This is a genomic window from Paenibacillus sp. NPDC057934, from assembly GCF_042887565.1.
Lineage (GTDB): Bacteria > Bacillota > Bacilli > Paenibacillales > Paenibacillaceae > Paenibacillus_AQ.
Window position 1 is genome coordinate 1 of the sequence record NZ_JBHVPB010000014.1, and the last position, 22,909, is coordinate 22,909.

18 protein-coding genes are annotated in these 22,909 nt (G+C 48.3%); 1 reads left to right on the forward strand and 17 read right to left on the reverse strand.

Features of this window, described 5'->3' with window-relative positions; genetic code table 11:
* Positions 1-183: 183 nt before the first annotated feature.
* From ACFVRY_RS26210 to ACFVRY_RS26245, 8 genes are all read right to left on the reverse strand, one after another.
* Positions 184-438 carry an AbrB/MazE/SpoVT family DNA-binding domain-containing protein gene (locus ACFVRY_RS26210; RefSeq protein WP_066373981.1) on the reverse strand — a complete coding sequence of 85 codons (255 nt, stop codon included), beginning with the start codon at positions 436-438 and terminating at the stop codon, positions 184-186.
* A 122-nt stretch (positions 439-560) separates the two neighbouring features.
* Positions 561-1,025, reverse strand: a complete 465-nt coding sequence (gene trmL / locus ACFVRY_RS26215; protein ID WP_175374163.1) for a tRNA (uridine(34)/cytosine(34)/5-carboxymethylaminomethyluridine(34)-2'-O)-methyltransferase TrmL — start codon at positions 1,023-1,025, stop codon at positions 561-563.
* Between the two features lie 102 nt (positions 1,026-1,127).
* Complete coding sequence (serC, locus tag ACFVRY_RS26220; RefSeq protein WP_066373978.1) at positions 1,128-2,216, reverse strand: 3-phosphoserine/phosphohydroxythreonine transaminase; 1,089 nt, start codon at positions 2,214-2,216, stop codon at positions 1,128-1,130.
* A gap of 98 nt (positions 2,217-2,314) precedes the next feature.
* Positions 2,315-3,202 carry a hypothetical protein gene (locus ACFVRY_RS26225; protein WP_387503248.1) on the reverse strand — a complete coding sequence of 296 codons (888 nt, stop codon included), beginning with the start codon at positions 3,200-3,202 and terminating at the stop codon, positions 2,315-2,317.
* Positions 3,203-3,249: 47 nt separating this feature from the next.
* Positions 3,250-6,000 (reverse strand): GH36-type glycosyl hydrolase domain-containing protein, encoded by a 2,751-nt coding sequence (locus ACFVRY_RS26230; protein WP_387503249.1) that lies wholly within the window; start codon positions 5,998-6,000, stop codon positions 3,250-3,252.
* Between the two features lie 12 nt (positions 6,001-6,012).
* Positions 6,013-6,849, reverse strand: coding sequence for a carbohydrate ABC transporter permease (locus tag ACFVRY_RS26235; protein WP_387503250.1), 837 nt, complete (start codon positions 6,847-6,849; stop codon positions 6,013-6,015).
* On the reverse strand, positions 6,850-7,743 hold the full coding sequence (locus ACFVRY_RS26240; protein ID WP_387503342.1) for a carbohydrate ABC transporter permease: 894 nt from the start codon (positions 7,741-7,743) through the stop codon (positions 6,850-6,852).
* Positions 7,744-7,844: 101 nt separating this feature from the next.
* Complete coding sequence (locus ACFVRY_RS26245; protein ID WP_387503251.1) at positions 7,845-9,230, reverse strand: ABC transporter substrate-binding protein; 1,386 nt, start codon at positions 9,228-9,230, stop codon at positions 7,845-7,847.
* Between the two features lie 365 nt (positions 9,231-9,595).
* On the opposite strand from ACFVRY_RS26245, the gene ACFVRY_RS26250 reads away from it, so the two are divergent.
* Entirely contained in the window at positions 9,596-10,624 is a 1,029-nt protein-coding gene (locus tag ACFVRY_RS26250) for a LacI family DNA-binding transcriptional regulator (RefSeq protein ID WP_387503253.1), read from the forward strand.
* A gap of 156 nt (positions 10,625-10,780) precedes the next feature.
* Here ACFVRY_RS26250 and glnA read toward each other — a convergent pair whose 3' ends face one another.
* The 9 genes from glnA to liaF all read right to left on the reverse strand — a co-directional run bounded on the left by glnA (position 10,781) and on the right by liaF (position 22,820).
* The gene (gene glnA, locus ACFVRY_RS26255; protein WP_387503254.1) at positions 10,781-12,205 is read right to left on the reverse strand and encodes a type I glutamate--ammonia ligase; all 1,425 of its coding nucleotides are present in this window, start codon (positions 12,203-12,205) and stop codon (positions 10,781-10,783) included.
* A gap of 283 nt (positions 12,206-12,488) precedes the next feature.
* On the reverse strand, positions 12,489-13,535 hold the full coding sequence (gene aroF, locus ACFVRY_RS26260; RefSeq protein ID WP_066373961.1) for a 3-deoxy-7-phosphoheptulonate synthase: 1,047 nt from the start codon (positions 13,533-13,535) through the stop codon (positions 12,489-12,491).
* Positions 13,536-13,918: 383 nt separating this feature from the next.
* Positions 13,919-14,875, reverse strand: a complete 957-nt coding sequence (locus tag ACFVRY_RS26265; RefSeq protein ID WP_387503255.1) for a 4-hydroxy-3-methylbut-2-enyl diphosphate reductase — start codon at positions 14,873-14,875, stop codon at positions 13,919-13,921.
* 57 nt (positions 14,876-14,932) lie between these two features.
* Positions 14,933-16,399 carry a sensor histidine kinase gene (locus tag ACFVRY_RS26270; protein WP_387503256.1) on the reverse strand — a complete coding sequence of 489 codons (1,467 nt, stop codon included), beginning with the start codon at positions 16,397-16,399 and terminating at the stop codon, positions 14,933-14,935.
* A 1-nt stretch (position 16,400) separates the two neighbouring features.
* Positions 16,401-17,090, reverse strand: coding sequence for a response regulator transcription factor (locus ACFVRY_RS26275; protein WP_387503257.1), 690 nt, complete (start codon positions 17,088-17,090; stop codon positions 16,401-16,403).
* A 134-nt stretch (positions 17,091-17,224) separates the two neighbouring features.
* The gene (locus ACFVRY_RS26280) at positions 17,225-18,874 is read right to left on the reverse strand and encodes a S1C family serine protease (protein WP_387503260.1); all 1,650 of its coding nucleotides are present in this window, start codon (positions 18,872-18,874) and stop codon (positions 17,225-17,227) included.
* Between the two features lie 1,069 nt (positions 18,875-19,943).
* Positions 19,944-20,597, reverse strand: coding sequence for a response regulator (locus ACFVRY_RS26285; RefSeq protein ID WP_387503261.1), 654 nt, complete (start codon positions 20,595-20,597; stop codon positions 19,944-19,946).
* A complete protein-coding gene (locus ACFVRY_RS26290; RefSeq protein WP_387503262.1) occupies positions 20,594-21,676 on the reverse strand; it encodes a sensor histidine kinase in 1,083 nt (360 codons plus the stop codon). Before ACFVRY_RS26290 ends, ACFVRY_RS26285 begins: the two co-directional genes overlap by 4 nt.
* A gap of 4 nt (positions 21,677-21,680) precedes the next feature.
* Positions 21,681-22,820 (reverse strand): cell wall-active antibiotics response protein LiaF, encoded by a 1,140-nt coding sequence (gene liaF / locus ACFVRY_RS26295; protein ID WP_387503264.1) that lies wholly within the window; start codon positions 22,818-22,820, stop codon positions 21,681-21,683.
* Positions 22,821-22,909: the final 89 nt, after the last annotated feature.

Here is a 22,909-nt window from a genome sequence, read left to right on the forward strand (position 1 = left end):
TCACGGTGGACACCCTTGCCCTTGGCTAACGGTAGGCGCTTGCCAGCCCCCGCTCGGGACTTTCACCCTAGAGATGACGCCCATGCTGGGCGTACAACAAGAAAAGCACCGCAAGAAGCGGTGCTTTTTCTTATGTAGTCATAGTTCGAGCTACCTCTCTATCGAAATAGCTTAACCGTTATATTATGCATGTCTTTGCAAATGAGTCATCTCTGTAAGGCACTCGGCACAAATATAACGATCTTTATACTCGCTTACTTCTTCCATCGATCCGCAGAATACACATTTCGGACGGTAACGCTCCAAAATAATATGGTCGCCCTGTACCAAAATTTCCACCGGATCTCCTTCATTCATTTGATATCTCTTGCGTAGGGATTTTGGCAGAACAATTCTACCAAGTTGATCCACTTTGCGAACTACACCAGCAGGTTTCATATCTAACTTACACCTCTCCTGTTCAACTAAATAATGGATTACATATTTATATCGGACCTGTACTAAGATTTCGTGATGAAATTGTCGAATCCTGCTGAATTAATAAAAAAACATGTCTTATTTTAAACAAGTTGTGGAAAATCTAGCTGACGGAGAGCTTCGTAGACAATAATAGCTGCCGAATTTGATAAATTAAGCGATCTCACCGCTGTACTCATGGGCATCCGCATACATGTTTCCTTACCCGCTTCGAGAATCTCCGCCGGAAGACCCTTCGTTTCTTTGCCAAACACAAAGAAATCGCCATCCTGGAATTCAAAATCGCTGTACCGCTTGTCCGCCTTTGTTGTTGCATAGAAAAAACGTCCTTCGCTGTATTTCTCCAAAACTTCCGCGAAGGAATCATGATATTCAATATGGACTGCGTGCCAGTAGTCCAGTCCTGCCCGTTTCAGCGTAGCATCATCCGTACGGAACCCCAGCGGACGTACCAGATGCAGATGCGTACCTGTTGCCGCACAAGTGCGTGAGATATTGCCGGTGTTTGCCGGGATTTCCGGCTCGACCAGAACGATGTGAAGTGCCATAGTTTGTAATTCCTCTCTGTCCGGACCTAAGCCGCCCGGAAATGTTGATTTGTAAAGCAGAAAACCTTCCGCCTGTTGGCGGAAGGTCAGGAACAGCATTCATTAACCTTGCGTTTGCCGGAAGTGCTTCATGAAATCGGCAAGTGCCTTAACGTTCTCGTAAGGAACAGCGTTGTAAATGGAAGCGCGCAGGCCACCAACACTACGGTGACCCTTAAGACCGATAAAGCCTTCCAGTTCCGCAGCTTTTACAAATTGCTTCTCAAGGTCTTCCGACTGCATCCGGAACGTAACATTCATAATGGAGCGACTGTCTTGTTCTGCGACGCCACGGTAGAAGCCGTCACTTCCATCAATGTATTCATATAAGAGACCGGCCTTTTCACGGTTTTTGGATTCAACCCCAGCCAAGCCGCCTTGCTCTTCAATCCATTTTAACACTTCATTAACCATATATACAGAGAAGGATGGTGGCGTATTGTACAAAGAGTTATTCTTTGTATGAGTGCTGTACCGCAGGATTGTCGGAATATGGGAAGGGGACTCAGCAATAAGTTCTTCCTTGGCGATAACCACCGTTACTCCGGACGGTCCCAGATTCTTCTGGGCACCTGCGTAAATCAGCCCGAACTTATTCACATCGAACGCGCGACTCAGAATATCGCTGGACATATCTCCAATAAGCGGAATGGAACCGGAATCCGGGAACTCTGCGTATTGTGTACCTTCGATGGTTTCATTCGACGTTACATGCAGATAAGCCGCATTGTCCGCAGCCTTGATGGAACTGAGCTCAGGAATCTTCAGAAATTTCTGATCTTCCGAGGAAGCAGCGACATGAACGCCGCCCACCAGCTTGGCTTCTTTGTAAGCTTTATCCGCCCAGCTGCCTGTCATCACATAGCTGCCCACTTTACCTTCGGAAAGGAAGTTAAGCGGGATCATTGCAAATTGGGTACTCGCTCCGCCTTGAGTGAACAAAACCTTGTAACCTGTCGGGTTGCCCAAAAGCGAAAGCAGACGTTGTTGTGCTTCATTATGCACAGATTCGTATATGGCCCCACGGTGCGACATCTCCATAATAGACATTCCACTCTCCCGAAAATCCACAAACTCCGCTTGTGCGCGTTCCAGTACTTCTAGCGGCAGTGCCGCAGGACCGGCATTAAAATTGTATGCTCTCTTGCTCAAAACTCTCCCACCCTTTCTCTCCTATGAATATGGATATGATAGCAGTAATCTCACACACCAGCAAGTATAATTATTCACATAGGAGACGAGTTTATACCCTAGGAAAGCTTGAAAAACTCATAAGAACGGCGCCAGTGCTTGCTTTGACGCGGTAAAAGGCTAATGTTCACAAAAACTTCAGGAGAGATCACATGCCCTACTCCCCACAAAGCTATCTGTGAAATGGGAAAATCTCCAATTTCCCTCAGCCCGGCTCCGCTTGGCTTATGAGTCAGCTCCCAGTTGAAGTCTACCTCTCCTTTGGCATCGGAGGAGAGCATACAATAGAATGGACGGTCTGGCTGGCGCTTCCAGCTAAGCCGGTCTCCTTCCGTCAGTAGCAATTCCGATGTAAAAGAGGATTCGGGCTTTTCAATGGAAATAACACCTGGCAGTCGTAGTTCATAGTCCACTCCGACCGCATTGCCGTCGATCCCGATGAAATTATGAACATATTCTTCTGTTTCGATAGTCTTTGTTCCTTTGTTTACAAGCGTATAGTCAATGATCAGTGTATTCTGATGGATGGCTATTGTCTTAGTCAAGAGCATACCGTAGCCATTACACTCCATTGGCTGAACCGTATACGTGATAGAGTCTGAACTCGCCTCTACTCCAATGACAAATGGAGTCCGCTCGTATTCCCCCATAAAGGTATAGGCGTCCAGATTCTGCCTCTGCAGCAAGCCGACACCTGGCTTCGGGAACCAGCCCCCAACCGGAGCTTCGTCATATCCAATTGCCCGGGAAATGCCAAATTCGTTGCATAACCCCCTGCCGCCGCTGCCTTGTCCAGGAATCAGGCTTTCCGGCACACAAAACGTATGTTTTCCCTGTTCCAGGGTTACTTGAGTGATAAATCCTGTCCAATCGAAACGGGAGCCTGCATAGGCTCCCATCTCAGCAATTTCGACCGACAGGATACCATTCGATAATATATTGCCCATAAAGATTGCATCCTTTCAGCAGTGCAAGGGTAGAGATCAAGCGTCGATTACGCCAGTTCCACTTCAAGTAGATGACGTTTGTCAGCTGACAGAGCGTTTAGTACTGCACGTGGGATGATAACTCCTTCTAAACTGTGCTGTAACTCCACAGGAGTGCCATTCAATGTGACTCCCTTAATTTGATACTCCCCATAGGCAGAACGATTAGTGGACGTATAGACGACCTCCAGCTCACGACCTGCGAAGATGGTCTTAATTCCTGCCTGTCCGTTATTGTCGAATTGCTCTTGCACCAATTTAGGCTGAAGCAGCAAGTCGCCCAGCTTCCCTTTGACACCATACACTTCAGTCACCATGGTCAGCAGCAGCCAGCTAGCCGAGCCGGTCAAATACGTATACATGCCGCGGCCCTGCTCATTGATATACTCTGGAATCCCCGGATACATCCGGCTGGTCGCAAAATCAGCACTAAGCTGATACAAGGAATCCAGCACTTTCCGCCCTTCCTTAACATATCCGCGTTTATAGAGCGCGTTGCCGTACATGACCGTCATATGGCTGAACATTGCACCATTCTCTTTATGGCCGAAGGCAAAACCAAACGCACGACCCAGGTTCTGCTGAATCCCGCCAAAACGGGAATTCAAGCGGTAACCGATTTTGTCGTCCAGCAGATTTTTCTCCACAGCGTTAATAATACTCGGAATCTGTTCAGGTGCAGCAGCATGACCGAGAAGTGGGAATACCTGTCCTGTCAGTGTCATGCGGACGCCACCAGGGAATTCTCCTTCTACGCGCTCACCGTCATTATTGTAATAACCGTTGAACCAACCGCCACTGTCTTCCGCTTGTACCCATTCATTGCTGCGCAGGTGTTCGAAGAGCCAATTAGCCTTGCGCTCCAGGTCTGCTGCTACCTTGTCAATATCCAGCGCTACCCGGACACCACTGACTTTATTCGGCGCTGCCGCATAGTAGCGCTCAAGCTGCTCGTGCTTGCCCGATACAGAAGTATAATCCACGCCTTCGCCAAGAGAATCGAACAGCACCGTCATCTCTTCCGCCAGTTCAACGGTCGACAGACCCTTGCGCTCCTTCAGGTCGCGCAGCAGGCGGGCAATATCAAGCAGGTTGCTCGCATAGAAGGATGTGAAGGTCACACTCTCCCCGCGGTCTGCTGCCATATCTAACCCGTCATTCCAATCCGCGCCTTCAAGCAGAATGTTGTTGTGCTCTCCGACGTTAAAGAATGGAACCAAATTTTGCAGAAGAATATGCTCCAAAATGGTACCGGTATAGATTTCGCCGGAGGTCGTTCTTAGCGAGCTGCCTGCCTCGGTATCCCATGAAGTATCGCGTTTCTGGGCACGGTTCATGAAGACATCGCGGAAGTAGATTTGCTCCTGCAACAAGAAATCAAGATCACCGCTCTGATCCAGATACAGCATGGTAGTCAGGAACGGCCAAGCTCCGTGGTCCATCCAGACCCGTGGAATATTGTTGCGGTCAGCGATAAATTCGCCAGGCTGCGAACCAATAATGGTCGCGTTACTGCCGTCAATCCGCACACCGGCATAGTTGTTCAGAAGGAGGCTGCGTACTTCTTCCGGCTCCATGATCAGCAGGGCAAGGCAGTCTTGCCAAAGGTCACGCCAGCCTCGTCCCCCTCTGCCGTAATCGTGATATGGAAGGAAAGAGTTCCCGTAAAGTCTTCTCAGTACCGGTTGAAGGGTCACCCATTTCATCCACTGGTCGAGATCATGTTCACCACTCTGGAATTCTACGGTGTTCACCTTATCATTCCAGAACGACTTGTTCTCTTCCAGCTTGGCATCGAAGGCTGCGGCTGTGCCGTATTTCTGCATAAGCACAGGAACATCGATCCGCTCGCCTGCAATCGCCAGCACAATAATGTAAGAATGGCTTTCACCTGGATTCAAGAGCGTCTCAGCAAAGCGGAGTCCGCCCAGCGCCTCATATCCTTCCAGTTCGGCTTCAGAGTAGGTGGCTGGCTTACTGTTCAGTACTACGGCTTCCGGCCAGTCCAGGCTTCCGCCTTCGCCGACGAACTCTTCCTGTACGGGGAAGAATCCAACCGGACCACTTCCGCCCTCTTCCGCTCCGAACACCCCATACGAGGTGTGATTCACACGGTGGCCGCGTTCATCGAAGGAGAGTGCCGGTTGTACTTCAATACCGAACGAAGAAGTGTAGACCCGGTTCAGCAGGGATGTCACATGACGGTGATCGCGCAAGTCATCCGCGGACCGGGCGTACAAAGGAATAGCCGCCGTTGATGTCAGTGTGATTTTCTCGGCTCCTGTATTCGTTAGAACTACCTTCGTCAATTCTACCTTGTCTTCTCCGCATGGCACGAAGCTGGTAATCTCGGCAGAAATGCCGAGTTCTTTATTACTGCGGGTAACCCGATGCCAGAGCAGACCAGCCTCCAGTTCAGATTCGTCAGCGTTGTCTTTATAGAAATCAGCGTTTTGTTTGGCAGAGTTTCCTGCTGCCGACCACGCCCCTTTACCTTCTACATACACCCAGAAGTTACGGGAGGCCCGCGAATTATGCAAGTCCTCTACCGACAATGGAGGTGTCAGAAACGTATTATGGCCTGAAGTAGCCTGGCCGTGAAGCTTTGGCGTGATCGAAGACATCATGCCACCCTCATTTACCAACGGAAAATATAAAAAACTGCTGCGATCCGGCTGTGGGAGTCTGAACTCCCCATTCTTTCCTGTGAATTTCCAGCCTTTGATTTCATTGCGCTCCACTAATATCCATCCTCTCATTTGTATTGCTGCTTACGCTTTAACCGCACCTGCCAACGCACCATCGACGATGTATTTCTGAATGAAGGTGTACAGAATGATCAGCGGAGTAGATACGATCATAATGCCACAGGCCAGCATCGGCCAGTTGTTGCCGTATTGTCCACGGAACTCCTTCAATCCGAAGGTAATCGGATAATTGCTTGGGCTTGGCAAATACATAACCGGGCCCACAAAGTCATTCCAGATGCCGATGGCTGTCAAAATGACGCCGGTGGCAATCACTGGTTTCATCAATGGCATAATAATTTGGAACAGATAACGGTTATAGCCGCAGCCGTCCATCCCTGCTGCTTCATCAAGTTCACGGCTTATAGATTTGATATAGCCTGTGAACATCATGAAGACGATGCCGGTTCCGCTTGTTTTTAACAGGATATAACCCAGCTTTGTATCGTAACCTACAAATCCGAGTTCCTGCTTCATGGCGAGCATCAGCTTGAACTGAGCCACCATTGGGTTAGGCAGAAACTGCGAGAGCAGGAAGAACATATAAATAAAGCCGCTCCACTTCACATATCCCCGTGCCACCGGAAAAGCGCCGAAGAGTGACACAATGAGTGTCAGTACCGTAGCAACCCCCGTATACAGCAGGCTGTTGAGGAAATAGTTAGAGAAATTCCCCTGCACCCAGGCATCCTTGTAATTGCTCCATTGAATATTGGATACAATCCCCATAGGGTCCAGCAGGTAATCCGTGAAGGACTTGAACGAGACGTTAAATACGAAAAGTAGCGGTATGATGTACAACACGAGAAGTACCGCTACAACGACGTAAGAAAGAATTTTGGTGGACTTAGAGTCTTTCATCTAGTATTCCACCTCTCTCTTGCGCATTTGCTTTACAGCGATCACTACAAAGACAAGAATGATCAGGAACTGTACGACAGAAAGCGCCGACGGTAACCCCATCTCCAGACTGCCCCGGAAGGTTTCTTTGTAGACATCATAAGCCATAGTTCTGGTATTGAAGCGTCCGTCTGTCGTAGCCAGAATAATATCAAAGGTGGACATAGCACCGATGATCGACAGTAGCATATTGACCGTAAAGGAAGGAGCGATCAGCGGAAACGTGATGTTTTTGAACGATTGCCATTTACTCGTTCCGTCGATAAACCCTGCCTCGTACAAATCCTTCGGTACGGACTGCAGTCCAGCCAGAAAGATCAGCATGGAATAGCCCATGTACATCCAAATTTGTACAAATATAATATAGCCAAATGCATGGGTGAAGCTTCCAAAGAACATATCTTTATATCCGAATAACGCATTGTACAGATAGTTCACAGGACCGCTGAGTGGATCGAACATCATGCTCCATACCAGCGCCACTACTGCGACACCAAGAACTACCGGTAGAAAAAAAACCGCACGGTAGAAATAATCGCCCTTTAGCTTCTGATTAATGATCACGGCCACCAATAGTGCTAGGCCATTCTGTACAATCGTTACAATCGCCATGAAATAAAGAGTCCGTATAATGGAGTCCACACGTTCCCCTGAATTACCGGAGAAAAATACATCATAGTAATTTTGCAGACCTACAAACTTCAATTCGCTACCTGGCACATTCTTTATATTTGTAAACGAATAAATGACCGTCATCATTGAAGGCCCGAAGTAGAAAATAACATATAGCGCCAATGGCACCAGCAAAAACAGAAAGGGAACATAGCGCTTTAAACCTTTACCGAAGGGATACATTGCTCTCACCTACCTAATCCTGATTCAAAATAAAGGATCGGGGCCTGCACAGGACAGACCCCGAAGCTGACAGTATGTTTAATTATTGTTACTTAAACTGCTTATTTAGGCGCAGCAGCTTCCCATTCTTTCTGTTGCACATCAGCCAGCTCTTTGGCCGTCTTGAATTCGCCGCCTGGAGCCAGGTATTCTGTGTGTACGCCTTCAGCAGCAAGGTGCTCTCCGACATTCACACGGTTGATCATCAGAATTTCGTAAGCCAGTTCAAAGTCTCCACCAAGATATGGTGAAAGCTCTTTATCAATGAACTCGCTATCCGTTTGAACATTATCTTGTGTTGGCAGGAAGCCAGCTGCTTTCACATACGCTGTGTAGTTATCCGGTTCGGAGAAGAACTCCAGCCATTTCAGAGCGCCCTCTTTGTTCGGACCTTTCTCTGCGGCATACCAGGTTACATCGTATTTACCAACAAGCGAATTGTTCTTCGCTGCATCTTCAGTAGCAGGGATCGGGAAGTATCCAAACTTCAGATCCGGATTAGCGGTTGCAATAGTTGGCGCATCCCAGGTTCCGTCAGCAATCAGCGCTACTTTACCAGTAGCAAAGAAGGATGGTGCTGTTGCATAGTCGATACCCATAAATCCGTCAATAATGTATTTATCCTGAAGCGTCTTCATTTTGTCCAGAACCTCTACAGCCTCTGCATCATTGTAAGCCGCATCGCCCTTCCATACGCCCTCGATCCATTTGTTCTGATCACCGCCGCCAAGGATTTTCGCTTGCAGACCGAAGACTGGCAGTTTCAGCGGCCACACGTCTTTACCAGCCACTACGATTGGCGTAATATTCTTATCTTTCAAGGTATCAAGCACTTTGATGAACTCCGTCCAGGTCGTTGGAACAGAAAGTCCATTTTGCTCGAAAATTTCTTTATTATAGAAGAATCCCGACATTGCTACTTTACCAGTTGGCACGGCGTATACTTTTCCGTTATAAGTACCCGCCTTGGCAATATCGTTGGCATTGTAGTTCTTCACAAAAGCTTGATCGGACAGATCCGCAATCAGACCAGAATCGATCCATTGCTGCCAATCCGGCACTTTCGCACCTGGTGTCCAATCTTTTGGAGACAGTCTCATCCCGGACAAATCGGCAAGGACGTCAACATCACCGGCGGTAATTCTTGCTCTTTGCGCCTGTTTGAACTCGTCATCAGGCCCGGTAGTGGTGTACTCTACCTTGTATTCAGGATATTTCTCCTCGAATTTCTTGTTGATCTCTTGAATCGCTTTGTTAATGTTCTCTTGCTTCCAATGCAGGATTTTAACAACCTTCTTTTCACCGGATGCAGGTTTTTCCGTTGCCCCATTCGATGAACCGTTTGTAGCTCCCCCACTTGCACCATTGCCATTGTTCCCGCCCCCGCACGCTGTCAATGCCAGCAGCAGAACAGAGCTTAGCAAGATCGCAGAAAGCTTCTTTACCATTTTGTTACCCCCCAGAGTAAATTGTTCGAACATTAACGAAACACATTTTCGAAAATCTTCTAAATACTCGAAAAAGAGAAACATAATCCAGAAAGCGGTTTCGTCGTTTTTATTATTGCATCGTTGTCTATTTTTGTAAAGTGTTTTTTAGAGTTCACGTCTTCGTTTGAAAAACCCTTATAATAAGCGGATTTCTCCTATTTTTGTCCCCCAACTACTTTTCAGACATTGACTACTTTCTATTCAAAATATAAAATAAATCCGAAACCATTTTCGTAAATGCGTATCTAATCTATTAAAACAATGAAGAAACATGTTGGATTTTCGACTATTGCGATGTTATTTAAGATAAGGAGGCCCTTTAATTGACCTATAATATTAAGGATATAGCCAAAATTGCAGGCGTTTCGGTTTCAACGGTCTCCAAGATCATTAATAATTACAGTGACATCTCTGCTAGTACACGCAATAAGGTGCTTCAGATTATCAAGGAAACCGGCTACACTCCCCCCATTTCTTCCAAAACTCCTTCAAGCAAATCCTCGCATTTGATCGGTGTTATTTTTGCCGGGATGCTGAATATCGATTTGACTCATCCATTCTTCATCGAGGTTCTAAACGCCTTTAAAAAGCAAATGGGGCTGCTCGGCTATGATCTTATCTTTTTCTCTAATGAAAAGTTTCAAAACGGGGGTGTTAACGACTATCTGGCCCGGTGCTGGCATTACAACGTCGATGGATGTGTACTCCTCTCCGGGCAAGAACTAGAGACGTCCATCAGCAATCTGGATCAGAGTTCGATCCCTTGCATCGGTGTCGATATGAAGCTGTCCGGTTCTAGCTCCGGCTACATCATGTCCGATAATTTCAAGTTGTCCGCCAAAGCCGTAGAGCATTTCTATTTGCTAGGCTATCGTGATCTAGGTTATCTGGGCAGCACTCAGGAATCAGAAATATCAAACATGCGTGAGAATGGCTACCGCAAAGCTATTGAGGATCTGGGAATGTCAGTCAATGAGAACTGGTTTTTAAACGGGGAAAATTTTTTTGAATCCAGCGGGTATGAAGCTATGACACGCATGATCGCTACCGGCAGCCTGCCCCGGGCTATCTTTGCTGCCTCTGACCAGATTGCCATCGGCGCCATGCGCGCACTCAAAGAAGCTAAGATTTCAGTACCGGATACGGTCGCCATTATCGGCTGTGATGACATAGAGGCTTGCAAATACACCACACCTTCTCTAAGCACCATCCGGCAGAATAAAAATAAACTCGGTCGGCTCGCCGCACTGATGCTTTATGACCTAATCAACAATCAGTCGAGCACCAGTTCCTTCATTGTTGAGCCTGAACTTATCGTTAGAGAGTCCTGCGGCGCCTCTGAGCCGTCATAGGGCCAATCACGACTAAAGACTACCACTGCACCGCTGTAAAGCCACAGGGGCCACTGAGCGAGCTTCAGCATATTGTAGGGTAGAAAAACCTTTAAAGCCCCCGGGAAGGATCCCAGGGGCTTTAAAGGTTACAGCTTTTATTAAATTAACAGCAGATTAGCAATCGAAGTACAAGGAGTACTCATGCGGATGAACACGAATGGCCACCGCTTGTGCTTCCGAACGCTTCAGAGAGATGTAGTTGTCGATGAAGTCTTTGGTGAATACGCCGCCCTCAGTAAGGAATTCGTAGTCTGCTTCCAAAGCATCAAGCGCTTCGCCCAGGCTGCCTGGAACACTGCGGATCTTCTCTTTGTCTGCATCTTCCAGTTCATAGATGTTCTTGTCAAGTGGACCATAACCCAATTCTTGCGGGTTGATCTTCTTCTTGATTCCGTCCAGACCTGCCATCAGCATTGCGGAGAAAGCCAGGTAAGGATTGGCTGTGGAATCCGGTGTACGGAACTCGATGCGACAGCCCTTAGGTGTCACAGCAGCTACCGGGATACGAACTGCAGCGGAACGGTTACCTTTGGAGAATACCAGGTTAACCGGTGCTTCATAGCCAGGAACCAGACGTTTGAACGAGTTGGTGCTTGGGTTGGTCAAAGCGATCAACGCTGGAGCGTGGTACAGAATACCTCCAATGTAGTTCAGAGCCATTTCGCTCAGGTTAGCATATCCGCCTTTTTCATAGAACAACGGAGAATCGCCGTCGAAAATGGATTGGTGTACGTGCATGCCGCTTCCGTTATCACCGAACAATGGTTTTGGCATGAAGGTTGCTACTTTGCCATATTGACGAGCTGTATTGTGAACGACGTATTTATAAGTCAAGAGATTGTCAGCTGTTTTCTTCAAGGTGTCAAAACGGAAGTTGATCTCCGCTTGACCTGCAGTTGCCACTTCGTGGTGATGGCGTTCAATGCGCAGACCGACTTCAGCGAGCAGACGGCACATTTCACTGCGGATATCCTGTTGGGTATCTACTGGTGCTACCGGTACATAACCGCCTTTGACTCCAACCTTGAAACCAAGGTTGCCGCCTTCTTCCTTGCGGTTTGTGTTCCAAGCTGCCTCTTCGGAATCTACGAAGAAAGAAGAGCTGTTCATGCCGCTCTCATAACGCACATCGTCGAAGATAAAGAATTCAGACTCGGGTGCGAAGAATGCCGCAGTACCTACACCACTCTTTTGCAAGAACTCTTCTGCTTTGACTGCGATACCACGAGGGTCACGTTCATAACGTTCGCCATCAGGAGTGAAAATGTCGCACATGATGTTGAGCGTCGGGTGTGCAGTAAAAGGATCAATATATATCGCATCAGTGTCTGGCATCATAACCATATCGGACTCTTCAATACCGCGGAAACCGGCAATGGATGAACCGTCAAAAGCTACACCATTCACAAAAGTTTCTTCTTCTACTTCAGAAGCGGGCAACGAAATATGATGCGCACGTCCACCCAAATCTACAAACCGGAAATCCACCCACTCAATGTTGTTCTCTTTGATTGTTTGCAACACTTTTTCAACCGACATGAAATTTTCCTCCCCAAGTTTCCGAACATTAAGCCGCTCATAGTATGCAAATGTTCTTGTTTTATATTTTTTTTGCTGTCGTCATTATAAATCTCACACCTAACATCGTCAATGCTTATGTCAGGTATTTCTTATTCCAATGTAAGATTTTCTAACGCTTAGTGAAATTAGAAAAAGTAGCACGGGCAGCCTCATATCTTACCTTGCACAAAATCAAACAACCCGCTTATCCCAGTAATAACGCGGGATAAGCGGGCTGATGAACAGCAGATATAAGCAAAGATTACACAGTTACAACAGGTTCTGGCCCTGGAGAGAACTTACGTCCAACCAGCGGAGCGAGCTTCTCAAGGTCTCTAAGCAGGTTGTCGAACTGATCCGGGAATAGCGATTGTACACCATCGCCAGTCATGGAATTGTCCGGATCGGTGTGCATTTCGATAATAAGGCCGTTCGCTCCTGCAGCGACAGATGCCTTGGACATTGGCTCCACCAGTTCACGGCGTCCAGTACCATGGCTCGGGTCAGAAATGACCGGAAGATGGCTCAGGCTTTGCAGAACCGGGATTGCAGAGAGGTCCAGCGTATTGCGTGTGTAAGTCTCGAATGTACGGATTCCGCGTTCGCACAGCATAACATCACGGTTACCGCCTGCCAGAATGTATTCCGCTGCATTCAGCAGTTCGTCATAGGTCGCGCTGAAGCCGCGTTTGAGCAGCACAGGGCGCCCGCAGGTACCCAGCTTGCGTAGCAAATCAAAGTTCTGCATATTGCGTGTGCCTACCTGCAGAATATCTGCGTGCTCCGCACAAATATCTACGTATTCCGGAGTCATAACTTCAGTGATCGTCAACAGTCCATGACGTCTACCGGCTTCCGCCATCATCGTCAAGCCTTCTACGCCCACACCCTGGAAGCTGTATGGTCCTGTACGAGGTTTGAAAGCACCGCCGCGAAGTACTTGAGCACCAGAGGCTTTTACTAGACGGGCAATCTCATCGATCTGCTCTGGGGATTCAACGGCGCAAGGTCCGCCCATGATGACGAGGTTCTCACCGCCAATTTTGACACCGCGAATATCAATGACCGTATCTTCCGGGTGGAAGTCACGGCTAGCCAGCTTGTAGGATTTAGAGATTTTAACGACATTCTCTACACCTTTCATCTGCCGCAAATGTTCAGCCAGCTTAGGTGTTACGCCTCCAATCAGACCAATGACAGTGCGGTCAGCGCCGCGGGAGAGATGGACTTGCAACCCCTCTTTTTCAATAACTCTGATAATATCCTGAACTTGTTCTTCCGGAGTTTGGTTCGATGTAATGACGATCATAATTAATCTCCCTTTCCACATTTAACGTAATTTATTAGTCAGCGTTTGCGTGTGTACTCTGTCGCGCTACGACGCTTTTAAGCTTTTTAGCTTTTTAGCTTTTATGCTTTTAATCACTAAAGCAATTCTAACGGAAAATACCCATTTCGTCAACCCGCCGCAGCCCATTTTCACAAAACAGCCCGATTTGAAAACGCTCATATTCCCAGATCCTGAAGCCTGAAAAAGTATTAAGTAAATCACGAAATGGAAGCGAAAGGAATATTATCATTACATCTGTAAGTGTTGTTGAGAACATTTCTGCCCATAATAAAAGAGCGCACACACCGGAATCCAGTGTATTACGCTCTCTTAGTTCATCCTATAAGTTCAATGTCAGGAGATTAGTTCGTACTCGCTGTCTTGTTCTTGACCGGCGGCAGCAGCTTCGCCATATTCACAGTACGCTTAATCTCCCAAGTTGCGGGAACCTCGGGATCATACTGCTCCAAATAATTGATGACTTCCTTCGTGATCGGGGTTGGTGTAGAAGCACCTGAAGTTACCCCCACCTTCGTAACACCCTGCAGCCATTCTGTCTTGAGCTCGGAGACATCCGAGATCCGGTGGGCCGGTACGCCGGCAATTTCCTCCGATACCTGTGCCAGACGATTGGAGTTATTGCTGCGTGGATCGCCCACGACAATGACAAGATCCGTTTGTCCCGCTTGCTCTGCCACAGCCTCCTGGCGCACCTGGGTAGCCATGCAGATCTCATTATGGACTTCGGCGCCGGGGAACGTCTCCAGCAGCTTCTTCATAATATGCTTGATATCCCATTGACTCATCGTGGTCTGGTTCGTGATACAAATCCGCGAGGAAGAAATCGAGAGGTTTACGATCTCCTCTTCCTTTTCGATCAGGTGCACATGATCCGGGGCAATACCAACCGCCCCCTCAGGTTCAGGGTGTCCCTTCTTGCCGATATAAATGATTTCATAACCTTCTTCCACCTTTTCCCGAATCAGGTCATGCGTCTTCGTCACATCGGGACAGGTAGCATCCACAGTGGTCAGACCCTTGGCCCGAGCCACCTTACGTACTTCTGGCGATACTCCATGTGCAGTGAAAATTACTGTGCCGCTATCGATCTTGTCCAGAATATCCAGACGATTGGTGCCATCGAGGGTAATAATTCCGTCGTCCTCAAACGAGTTGGTCACATGACTGTTATGCACAATCATGCCCAGTATATAAATCGGCCGAGGCAGATCAAGATTTTGCGCGGCCTGCCGTGCCATAACCATAGCATCGACCACACCGTAGCAATAGCCTCGGGGCGATATTTTGATGACTTCCATGACTTCACCAGCTTTCTGCTGTCGTTGACTGCTGTAATAGTTCTCCTAAATTATACCCTATTCCAGCGGCGGAGCAAAGAGAAGGGGCAGCCAGATCACGAACGTGGTACCTTCCCCCTGCCGGGTGACAACTTCAACCGAGCCGTCATGCTCGTCAATAATCCATTTGGCAATGGAAAGACCAAGGCCAATTCCTTCCGTGATTCCCCGCGATTCATCTGCACGGTAGAAGCGGTCAAAGATATGCGGAATCTCATCTTTATCCATACCAATTCCCGTATCGCTGATCCGAATACCTACCTGATTCTGATAAAATACAGTGTCAAACACTACCTCACCAGATGGTGTGTATTTGAAGGCATTGTCGATGAAAATAAACAGCATTTGCTGCAAATAGTCCTTGTTGCCGACAATGTATTTTCCATTCAAGTGAGACATTTGGCCAGGTCGCCATTCCGCCTGATGTGGCAAGAAGGAGGCGCGTCGCGCCACTTCCATCATCATCGGCTCCAGAGCAACCGGCTCCTTGTCAAAAGTCCGTCCAGTATCGGCACGGGCCAGAGAGAGCATATCGGCGACAAGGCGACTCATCCGCTTAGACTCATCCGCAATGTCTTTCACCGACTCGATAGACAGCTGGCGGATAGCCGCATCGTCCAGGGCCGGATTACTTCCTGGCTCCATCTCCCAGACCTTCTGCAGCAGATCAATATTCCCCCGGATCGTCGTCAGCGGGGTTCGGAGTTCATGAGAAGCATCCGAGACGAAGCGCCGCTGCGCGGCGTAGGAATCTTCCAGCTCCGTGTAAAAGCCCTCCATCCGCCCCAGCATGCTGTTTACGGTCTGAACCAATCTGCCGATTTCATCCGGTGGACCGTCGTATTCAATGCGTGAGCTAAGATCCGTTCCAGTCTGAATGCCGTTCGCTGCCTCGATCACCTTACCGATTGGTCTCATAGCCTTGCGGGCTAGAAACAGGCCAAAGGTAAACGCTGCCACCAAAGTCGCAAAGGAGCCAGCGACCAAAATGTTCTTCAGTCTTTCCATCATCCGGTCTTCCTGGTTGGTTGGCGTAGCTACTTGTAAAACCGCCAATGGAGCATTGCCGGGGAGCGGTGTCAACGGTGTCTGATACATGATGAAATGATAGCCTGCAAGCGTAACCTGCTTGAAGCCTTTTTCCTGCATAATATTGTTCTTATCTGGAACATCGAATTTCAACCCCAGGCTCATCATATTATCTGACTGCTGAATGGCCCCACTATCATAGATACTAATCTGCACCAGCATATTGGCTTCCTCCAGGCGCGTTGCCTGAGAAGGAATCACATTGACGTTGAGCAAGGAGCCGTCATATCCCCAGCGCGGCAGAAGCTGAAGCTGTTCCACCTGCTTTTCAACACGGTCCTTCAAATCACCGTAAGTATTTATATACACAAAAGCATATATTGCGGCTGATAGGCCCAACAGCATTACAGCCAAAATTCCCGAATACCAAGCAGTCAGCCGCAGCTTAATAGACATACTAGTTGTCACCTCTTAGAATGTAACCTGCTCCCCGGATGGTCTGGATCAATCGTTTGCCGCCGTGTTCTTCTGTCTTCTGGCGCAGCATGGCGATATATACCTCAAGCACATTGGATTCTCCACTGTAGTCATAGCCCCAAATCTTGTCCATAATGAGATCACGCGACAGTACCCGCTTCGGATTCTGCATGAACAGATGTAACAGCTCGAACTCCTTGGCAGTCAGTTCTAGACGCTTGCCGTCACGTGTGACCTCCCGAGAGTCTACATCAAGAGTAATATCATCATAAGCCACCGCCTGATCACTGCCACCGTTCTGCTCACTCTTACGCCTTAGCAGCGCACGGACACGGGCCAGCAGTTCCTCTAATGCAAACGGCTTCACCAGATAATCGTCTGCACCCAGATCAAGCCCCTTGACCCGGTGCTCGATCTCATCTTTAGCCGTGAGCATCAGGACAGGAACGTTACTACCACCCTCCCGCAGCCTCCGGCAGACTTCAAAGCCATCCACCTGTGGCATCATCACATCAAGAATGACCACATCGGGATCATTTGCTATTACCGCACGCAAGCCGTCTGCACCATTCGCAGCTGTCTTGACGTCATATCCTTCAAAAGCTAGGCCACGCCTCAGCATGGAGATAATTTTCTCATCGTCATCAATAATTAGAATATTCGGTCGCATCCATACAGCCCCCATTGTCCAGTTCTATATATAAATATTGTACCAGCGAATCGGTAAAAAGACATCTTTGTACATTAAAGACGGAAGGGCGAACCCTTCCGTCTGATTGTATCTTGCCTTTGTTATCGCCTTTGTTATTGCCGTTGTTTCTGCGTAGTATCAAAATCGTTCTTGTTGCCAATCGTAACATCAAGGTTCAATGCTTTGCCGTCACGGACAACGTTGAGTGTAATCTTGTCTCCTACCTTGAGCGTTTGAATATAAGTAATCAGATCCTGATTGGTCGCATATTTCTTGCCGCCTACTCCGGTAATAATGTCGTAAGGACGGAGGTCTGCGTTATAAGCTGGCGATCTGAAGACAATATCTGCAACCACAGATCCTTCTTTAATATCAGTCCCCATTTGTTTGGCCACTTCATCTGTAATCGTCATAAGCGTTGCGCCAATGAACGGAACAGGTTCTTTCGGAATCGCCTGATTCGCTTCCAGCTTGTCAACGACATTCTTGATCGTATTCACAGCAATCGCGAACCCGATACCTTGTGAATCAGTACTTACAGCTACGTTCATACCAATAACCTCACCGTTCACATTAAGCAGCGGACCACCAGAGTTACCTGGGTTGATGGACGCATCGGTTTGAAGCAGGTTTTTGTAGTTTCTTGTACCGCTGCCGTCTTCTTCGTTAATATCAATGCTACGACCCTTAGCACTCAGTACACCTGCAGTAACGGTATGGTCAAATCCTTGCGGGTTACCAATTGCTACAACTTCCGAACCGACTTTCAGTGTATCGGAATCACCCAGCGCTACTACAGGGAAATTGTTGTTGCCTTCAATCTTCAGTACAGCCAGATCCAAATCTTTGCTGGAGCCGAGCAGCTTAGCTTCATATGGTTTGGTGTTGCCATCCACAGTCACCTGAATGACATCGGCACCATTGATAACGTGCTGGTTGGTCAGAATATATCCAGCTTTGTCGTAGATGAAACCTGTCCCAATCCCGTATGGAACCAGTTGAGAGGACGAACCTTTGTCAGACGGAGATTGCTGATCTGGTTCTGACTGGGAAGAGCCACCGCCACCGAACTGGTCTCCGAAAAAGAATTGTGAGAATGGATCATTGTTGTTCTGACTGCTTTGTCCTCTGCCGCGCGAGCTTTGGTTCACCAATGTCTCAATCTTGACGACTGCCGGGCCAACATGATCCACCACGCCTGAAACATCGCCTTTTCCAGTAACCAAGGACGCCGTTGTCGTCGAAGGTTTTGCCATGGCGCTTTCGCTCGGCGCTGAGGCAGAAGTGTTTGTTCCGCTTCCGTTAATCAAGCTTGCTGTATCCGGTGTGAACCAGTTGCCACGGTCGGCCATGTACATCGACCCTGAAAGCACGATCATTCCGGCGAGAAAAGAAACCACCACTGTTTTAAACGAGCTTTTCGGCTTGCGATTGTATTGCCATCCGTTACCGCCACCATCACCGTTGCCGCCCTTACCTCCACCATTTCCGTCATAACCTGTAGGCCGAACTGTCGGGCTGTAAGAAAGTGGTTTTACAGGTTGTGGAGGTGTAATCTCCACCCGCTCCGGTTCCCGCCGGTTGTAGTGTTCTACATCGCTGTCATTGTCCGGTTCTTCTTTATTCAAGGATTTAAAAGGTCCGTAAGAGTAATAGTATGATGAGCTTGTTTCGGAGGACTGGTTGCCATTGCTACCGTTGTTCCATTCCCGATCAGATTCAGGTTCGTTGTCACGGTTAAATCTGTTTTTGTTCTCGTCCATGTTTCTTTCCTCCCGCGCCTTGCCTATCACGAGGCAAGGTTTAATTTGTTTTCATGGTCTTATTTTGTACTTTAAACCTTAAGGTCACATTAAAAACAATTTAAGCGCAGATAAAAGATAGGCGCGGACAGATAGAAAAAGAACCATAGCGGGATTATGGGCAAGGATTGCTTGTGCGTGAGCGGGGATCGCTTGCAGATTGTAGGCGGGGGCTCATATCCGTGGGCTGGAATTGCTGCTGGGCTCATATCATGTGGGCTGGGATCGCTCTGGCAGGGCTCAGGCTCCACCGCTGTTGAAATCATGTTCCTTGAATAAAACCCTGCGGGTGGAACATGATTTCAAAGGCGGCCGTAAACTTTGCGCCCTGACCCCCGCCCACTCACCCTCTACAGGGGAGTGACATATAATATGGGCGCGGTTCCCCACGCCCGTGGCAATTACTGATTAGTTCAGCAATAGACAGTGTTGAACCAGTGATGAACGTGAATAGGTGCGCTCAATTATTTGAGCTTGCTACCATCCCCAACAGAAAAAAGGCACTACAACTTGGATCACAACCCCAACTTATAGTGCCTCTCTATTTATGCGTCCAAGTTGGACACAATATAAAACGTGTTAATATAACAAACAAAACCTAAACGTTACTCCGAAGTGTAATTAACGGCATTTTAGTACCTTAAATAGTCTGAAAATGGGAGATAGACGGAATTAAGTGCAATGTTGTACGTTAATTCTTCCATCATCACCCTTTCAGAGTAACTTTTTCGAAATTAAGATACAAAAATGCCTCTAATTATCTTATTTGTATATATTTAAGAAAAATAAGGTACAAAAATGCTCTTAGTTGGGAAGGTAGCGCCATTTCACTATTAAGAAGACTGGTTCAGAGGATAGGAGCTCTTTGAGCTAATGCCCTAACTTTACAGAATAACGCCTGGTATTCTGTTTGAGTATGAACTGCAACTTCAACATAAGCTCAGGCACTTCTACTTTAACTTTAACCTACCATAAGCTTAGAACTTCTACTTTAACTTTAACTTTAACTTTAGCCTCAACACAACCCCAACTACCCTTGCGCCCAGCCCTTCCGGTGGGCGTAAATGGCAAGCTGCGTACGGTCGTCCAGCTCGCACTTCATCAGCAAATTGCTGACATGCGTCTTGACGGTCTTGATGCTGATATGCAGCTCCTCGCCAATGTCCTTGTTGCTCTTGCCCTCGGCAATGAGCAGCAGCACTTCCTTCTCCCGCTCGGTGAGGCCGGAGGAATCTCCCTGCACGGTGCGCTGGCGGATGCCGCGCGTCAGTGCCTGCGATACATCGCCGGTCATCACCGGCATGCCCCGATAAGCACCTTGCAGTGCATAGATCAGTTCCTCGGCGGATACGGTCTTCAGGACGTAGCTGACCGCGCCGGCCTCTATAGCATCAACGACCAAATCATCCTCCAGAAAACTGGTCAGGATAACGATTTTGAGTCCGGGGAACTCCGACAAGACTGCTCTGGTTGTCTCCGCCCCATTCATGACCGGCATCATCAGGTCCATTAGCACAAGATCTGGCAGATCCTGTCCACCTCCGGCACGCAACATCTCCAGTGCTTGCAGTCCATTAGAAGCTTCGCCGATGACCTCGAAGCTAGGCTCCAGCATGAGATAGGTTTTGAGGCCCATTCGAACCATATCATGATCGTCTACCAGTAATACTTTTATGGGACTCATATCCTGTCCTCCTCTTCCCGATATTCAGTGTCGGAGACCTTCGGCAACTGCCGGTCCTGGTCCCCCTGGATGAATTTGGGGATATGCACGCGAATGGTCGTTCCTGCACCCTTGCGGCTAATAATCTCCACCTGGCCGCCCAGCTTCTCCGCACGCTCGCGCATCGTGGTAAGTCCGTACGACCCCTGTTTTTGCTGAACATGCTCGAAGCCCTGACCGTCGTCGCTGATGCTTAGTACAACCTGCCGGGGCCCTTCACGTAGTGACAGGCTGACGAGACGCGCTTCTGCATGCTTGACAATGTTCGCCATCGCCTCCTGAATAATCAGAAACAGTTGATGCTCTATGGCCTCAGATAACTCTCCCTGCAGTTCAAGCTCCTTAATACCCTTCAGACCATTTTGGCGACAATAATCAGGGAACCACTTTTCCAGCGCTTCGAACAGGTTTCGGCCCTCCAGCTCTACCGGTCGTAATTGCGCGATCAGCGCACGCATCTGCTTCTGCGCCATCTGAGACATCGTAATCAGTTGATCCATCACAGTCTGCCCATGAGCTTGGTTGCGTTCCAGCACTTTAGGCAGCGAAGAAGCGGACATATGGATTGCGAACAGCTGCTGGCTCACCGTATCATGCAAATCACGGGCCATACGCCGCCGTTCCTCCAATACCGCACTCTCTGCTGCCTTTTCCTTCTCGATGACTTCCTGCTCCCCAAGACGCTGCAAAAGCTTCATCTTATTCTCCACCGCATCCATCATCACATTAAACTCATGATACACTCTCGCAAAAGACTGGTCGTCACTCTCCGGCATCCGCACAGACAGATTACCTTTCGCTACCTGCAACATATTCAGGTCAAGATGATCAAGTCGGCGCTGGATACGCTGAACAGCCATATAACCTACAATAACCGTGAACAATACGATTCCGAGTGTAAGGTACAACCACATCCGATAGTCCACGACATCAATATAACCGAGGCAGGTTCCTGCGTACACCAGACCAACTGATACTCCGCCGCTGAGCAGAAAATAGAACAACAACACCCATTTGGTATTATGAAGTATCGTTCCCATCTCCCTAGCCCACCGACTTCACTTTAACATCTCCGATAAAAGCACTGACGGTGATGCGGACTTTTTTGCCGCGTTCCTTATAGTATGGCGTCTTGAACTGTACATTGCTCATAAACCCGCTACGAGATTCATCCAGCACTTGCATGTCTCCGATAAACGAGCTGCTGTTAACCGAAACGCCCAAATCCATATCATCAGGGATAAATACCTTGATATCACCGACAAAGGCGGAGATATTAATCTTAGTCTCCCCGTAAGCAATCTGCGCGTTGGTCAGATCAATGACGGTGTCGCCGATGAATTGCGAGATGTTCGTATTCTTCAGTTGAAAATGGTCGCGGCCCATATGAATATCGCCGATAAACGCAGACCTGTTAGTGGACTCCTTGCCGCTGTGATGGTCATGGTCATGGTCATGACCATAGTCCTCGTCCCATTCTCCGTGTCTGCGAGCATGGCGTTCCTGGCGCTCCTGGTATCTGCGTGCATGACGCTCCTGGCGCTCCTGATATCTTTGAAAATGACGTTCCTGCTTTTCTCTGTAGCGGGGCCCGGAAGAGCCAAATTGGCCCTCCTCTTCCCGCTCATCCTTATGAAGATGACGTTCCCATTCCGTTTCACTGGAGGAACCAGCCTTGGGTTCTTCAAAGGAAGAGGAACCTGAAAACTTACCAAACTTCTGCTCAAATTGCTCATCTAGCGTGGATTCCATCGGTTTTGGCGGTTCAACATCCAGCGGATTGTTCCCCGGGGGGAAGTAGCCCGGGGGCTTAGGCGGCACAGGAGGATCATTCCTCCGCGGTTTGAAAATGACGTACAGGCCGCCGCCGATCAGCATTACCGGTATGAACATTTTGAAAAAATCACCGGCCGATAGGTAAAACCAGCCCAGGTTTCGCCCCAGGAAATAAACCCCTATCGCCAGAAAAAACAGCCCGCCGATTGTTGATGAACCCTTGGAGCTATAATCGCCGGTGGACAACAAACGCTGTGCACCCATAAATATCAGAATGGCCGGCCAAAAGTTAGAGATCAGATACCCTATGCTAAAATTGGTATATCCCATCTGCCTCAGCATAAACATGCCGCCGATGCCAATGAGCACTAGCCCGCTCAGAATCTGACTCGAAACTCTTCGTTTCATACTTGGTTTCCCCCTTAAAATGGATATGTTTTCACTCTTCGCTAACCTTATGACCTCAGTCTACAGGAAGACAAGGTCTTGGTACAGCG

Bases quoted from the DNA above. Each gene is read 5' to 3' on its own strand.
- ACFVRY_RS26245 (WP_387503251.1), bottom strand. From the start codon at position 9,230: ATGGTAAAGAAGCTTTCTGCGATCTTGCTAAGCTCTGTTCTGCTGCTG.
- trmL (WP_175374163.1), bottom strand. From the start codon at position 1,025: ATGGCACTTCACATCGTTCTGGTCGAGCCGGAAATCCCGGCAAACACC.
- ACFVRY_RS26225 (WP_387503248.1), bottom strand. From the start codon at position 3,202: ATGGGCAATATATTATCGAATGGTATCCTGTCGGTCGAAATTGCTGAG.
- ACFVRY_RS26270 (WP_387503256.1), bottom strand. From the start codon at position 16,399: ATGTCTATTAAGCTGCGGCTGACTGCTTGGTATTCGGGAATTTTGGCT.
- ACFVRY_RS26240 (WP_387503342.1), bottom strand. From the start codon at position 7,743: ATGTATCCCTTCGGTAAAGGTTTAAAGCGCTATGTTCCCTTTCTGTTT.
- ACFVRY_RS26275 (WP_387503257.1), bottom strand. From the start codon at position 17,090: ATGCGACCGAATATTCTAATTATTGATGACGATGAGAAAATTATCTCC.
- aroF (WP_066373961.1), bottom strand. From the start codon at position 13,535: ATGATCGTCATTACATCGAACCAAACTCCGGAAGAACAAGTTCAGGAT.
- liaF (WP_387503264.1), bottom strand. From the start codon at position 22,820: ATGAAACGAAGAGTTTCGAGTCAGATTCTGAGCGGGCTAGTGCTCATT.
- ACFVRY_RS26210 (WP_066373981.1), bottom strand. From the start codon at position 438: ATGAAACCTGCTGGTGTAGTTCGCAAAGTGGATCAACTTGGTAGAATT.
- ACFVRY_RS26230 (WP_387503249.1), bottom strand. From the start codon at position 6,000: ATGAGAGGATGGATATTAGTGGAGCGCAATGAAATCAAAGGCTGGAAA.
- glnA (WP_387503254.1), bottom strand. From the start codon at position 12,205: ATGTCGGTTGAAAAAGTGTTGCAAACAATCAAAGAGAACAACATTGAG.
- ACFVRY_RS26265 (WP_387503255.1), bottom strand. From the start codon at position 14,875: ATGGAAGTCATCAAAATATCGCCCCGAGGCTATTGCTACGGTGTGGTC.
- ACFVRY_RS26285 (WP_387503261.1), bottom strand. From the start codon at position 20,597: ATGAGTCCCATAAAAGTATTACTGGTAGACGATCATGATATGGTTCGA.
- ACFVRY_RS26280 (WP_387503260.1), bottom strand. From the start codon at position 18,874: ATGGACGAGAACAAAAACAGATTTAACCGTGACAACGAACCTGAATCT.
- ACFVRY_RS26235 (WP_387503250.1), bottom strand. From the start codon at position 6,849: ATGAAAGACTCTAAGTCCACCAAAATTCTTTCTTACGTCGTTGTAGCG.
- ACFVRY_RS26290 (WP_387503262.1), bottom strand. From the start codon at position 21,676: ATGGGAACGATACTTCATAATACCAAATGGGTGTTGTTGTTCTATTTT.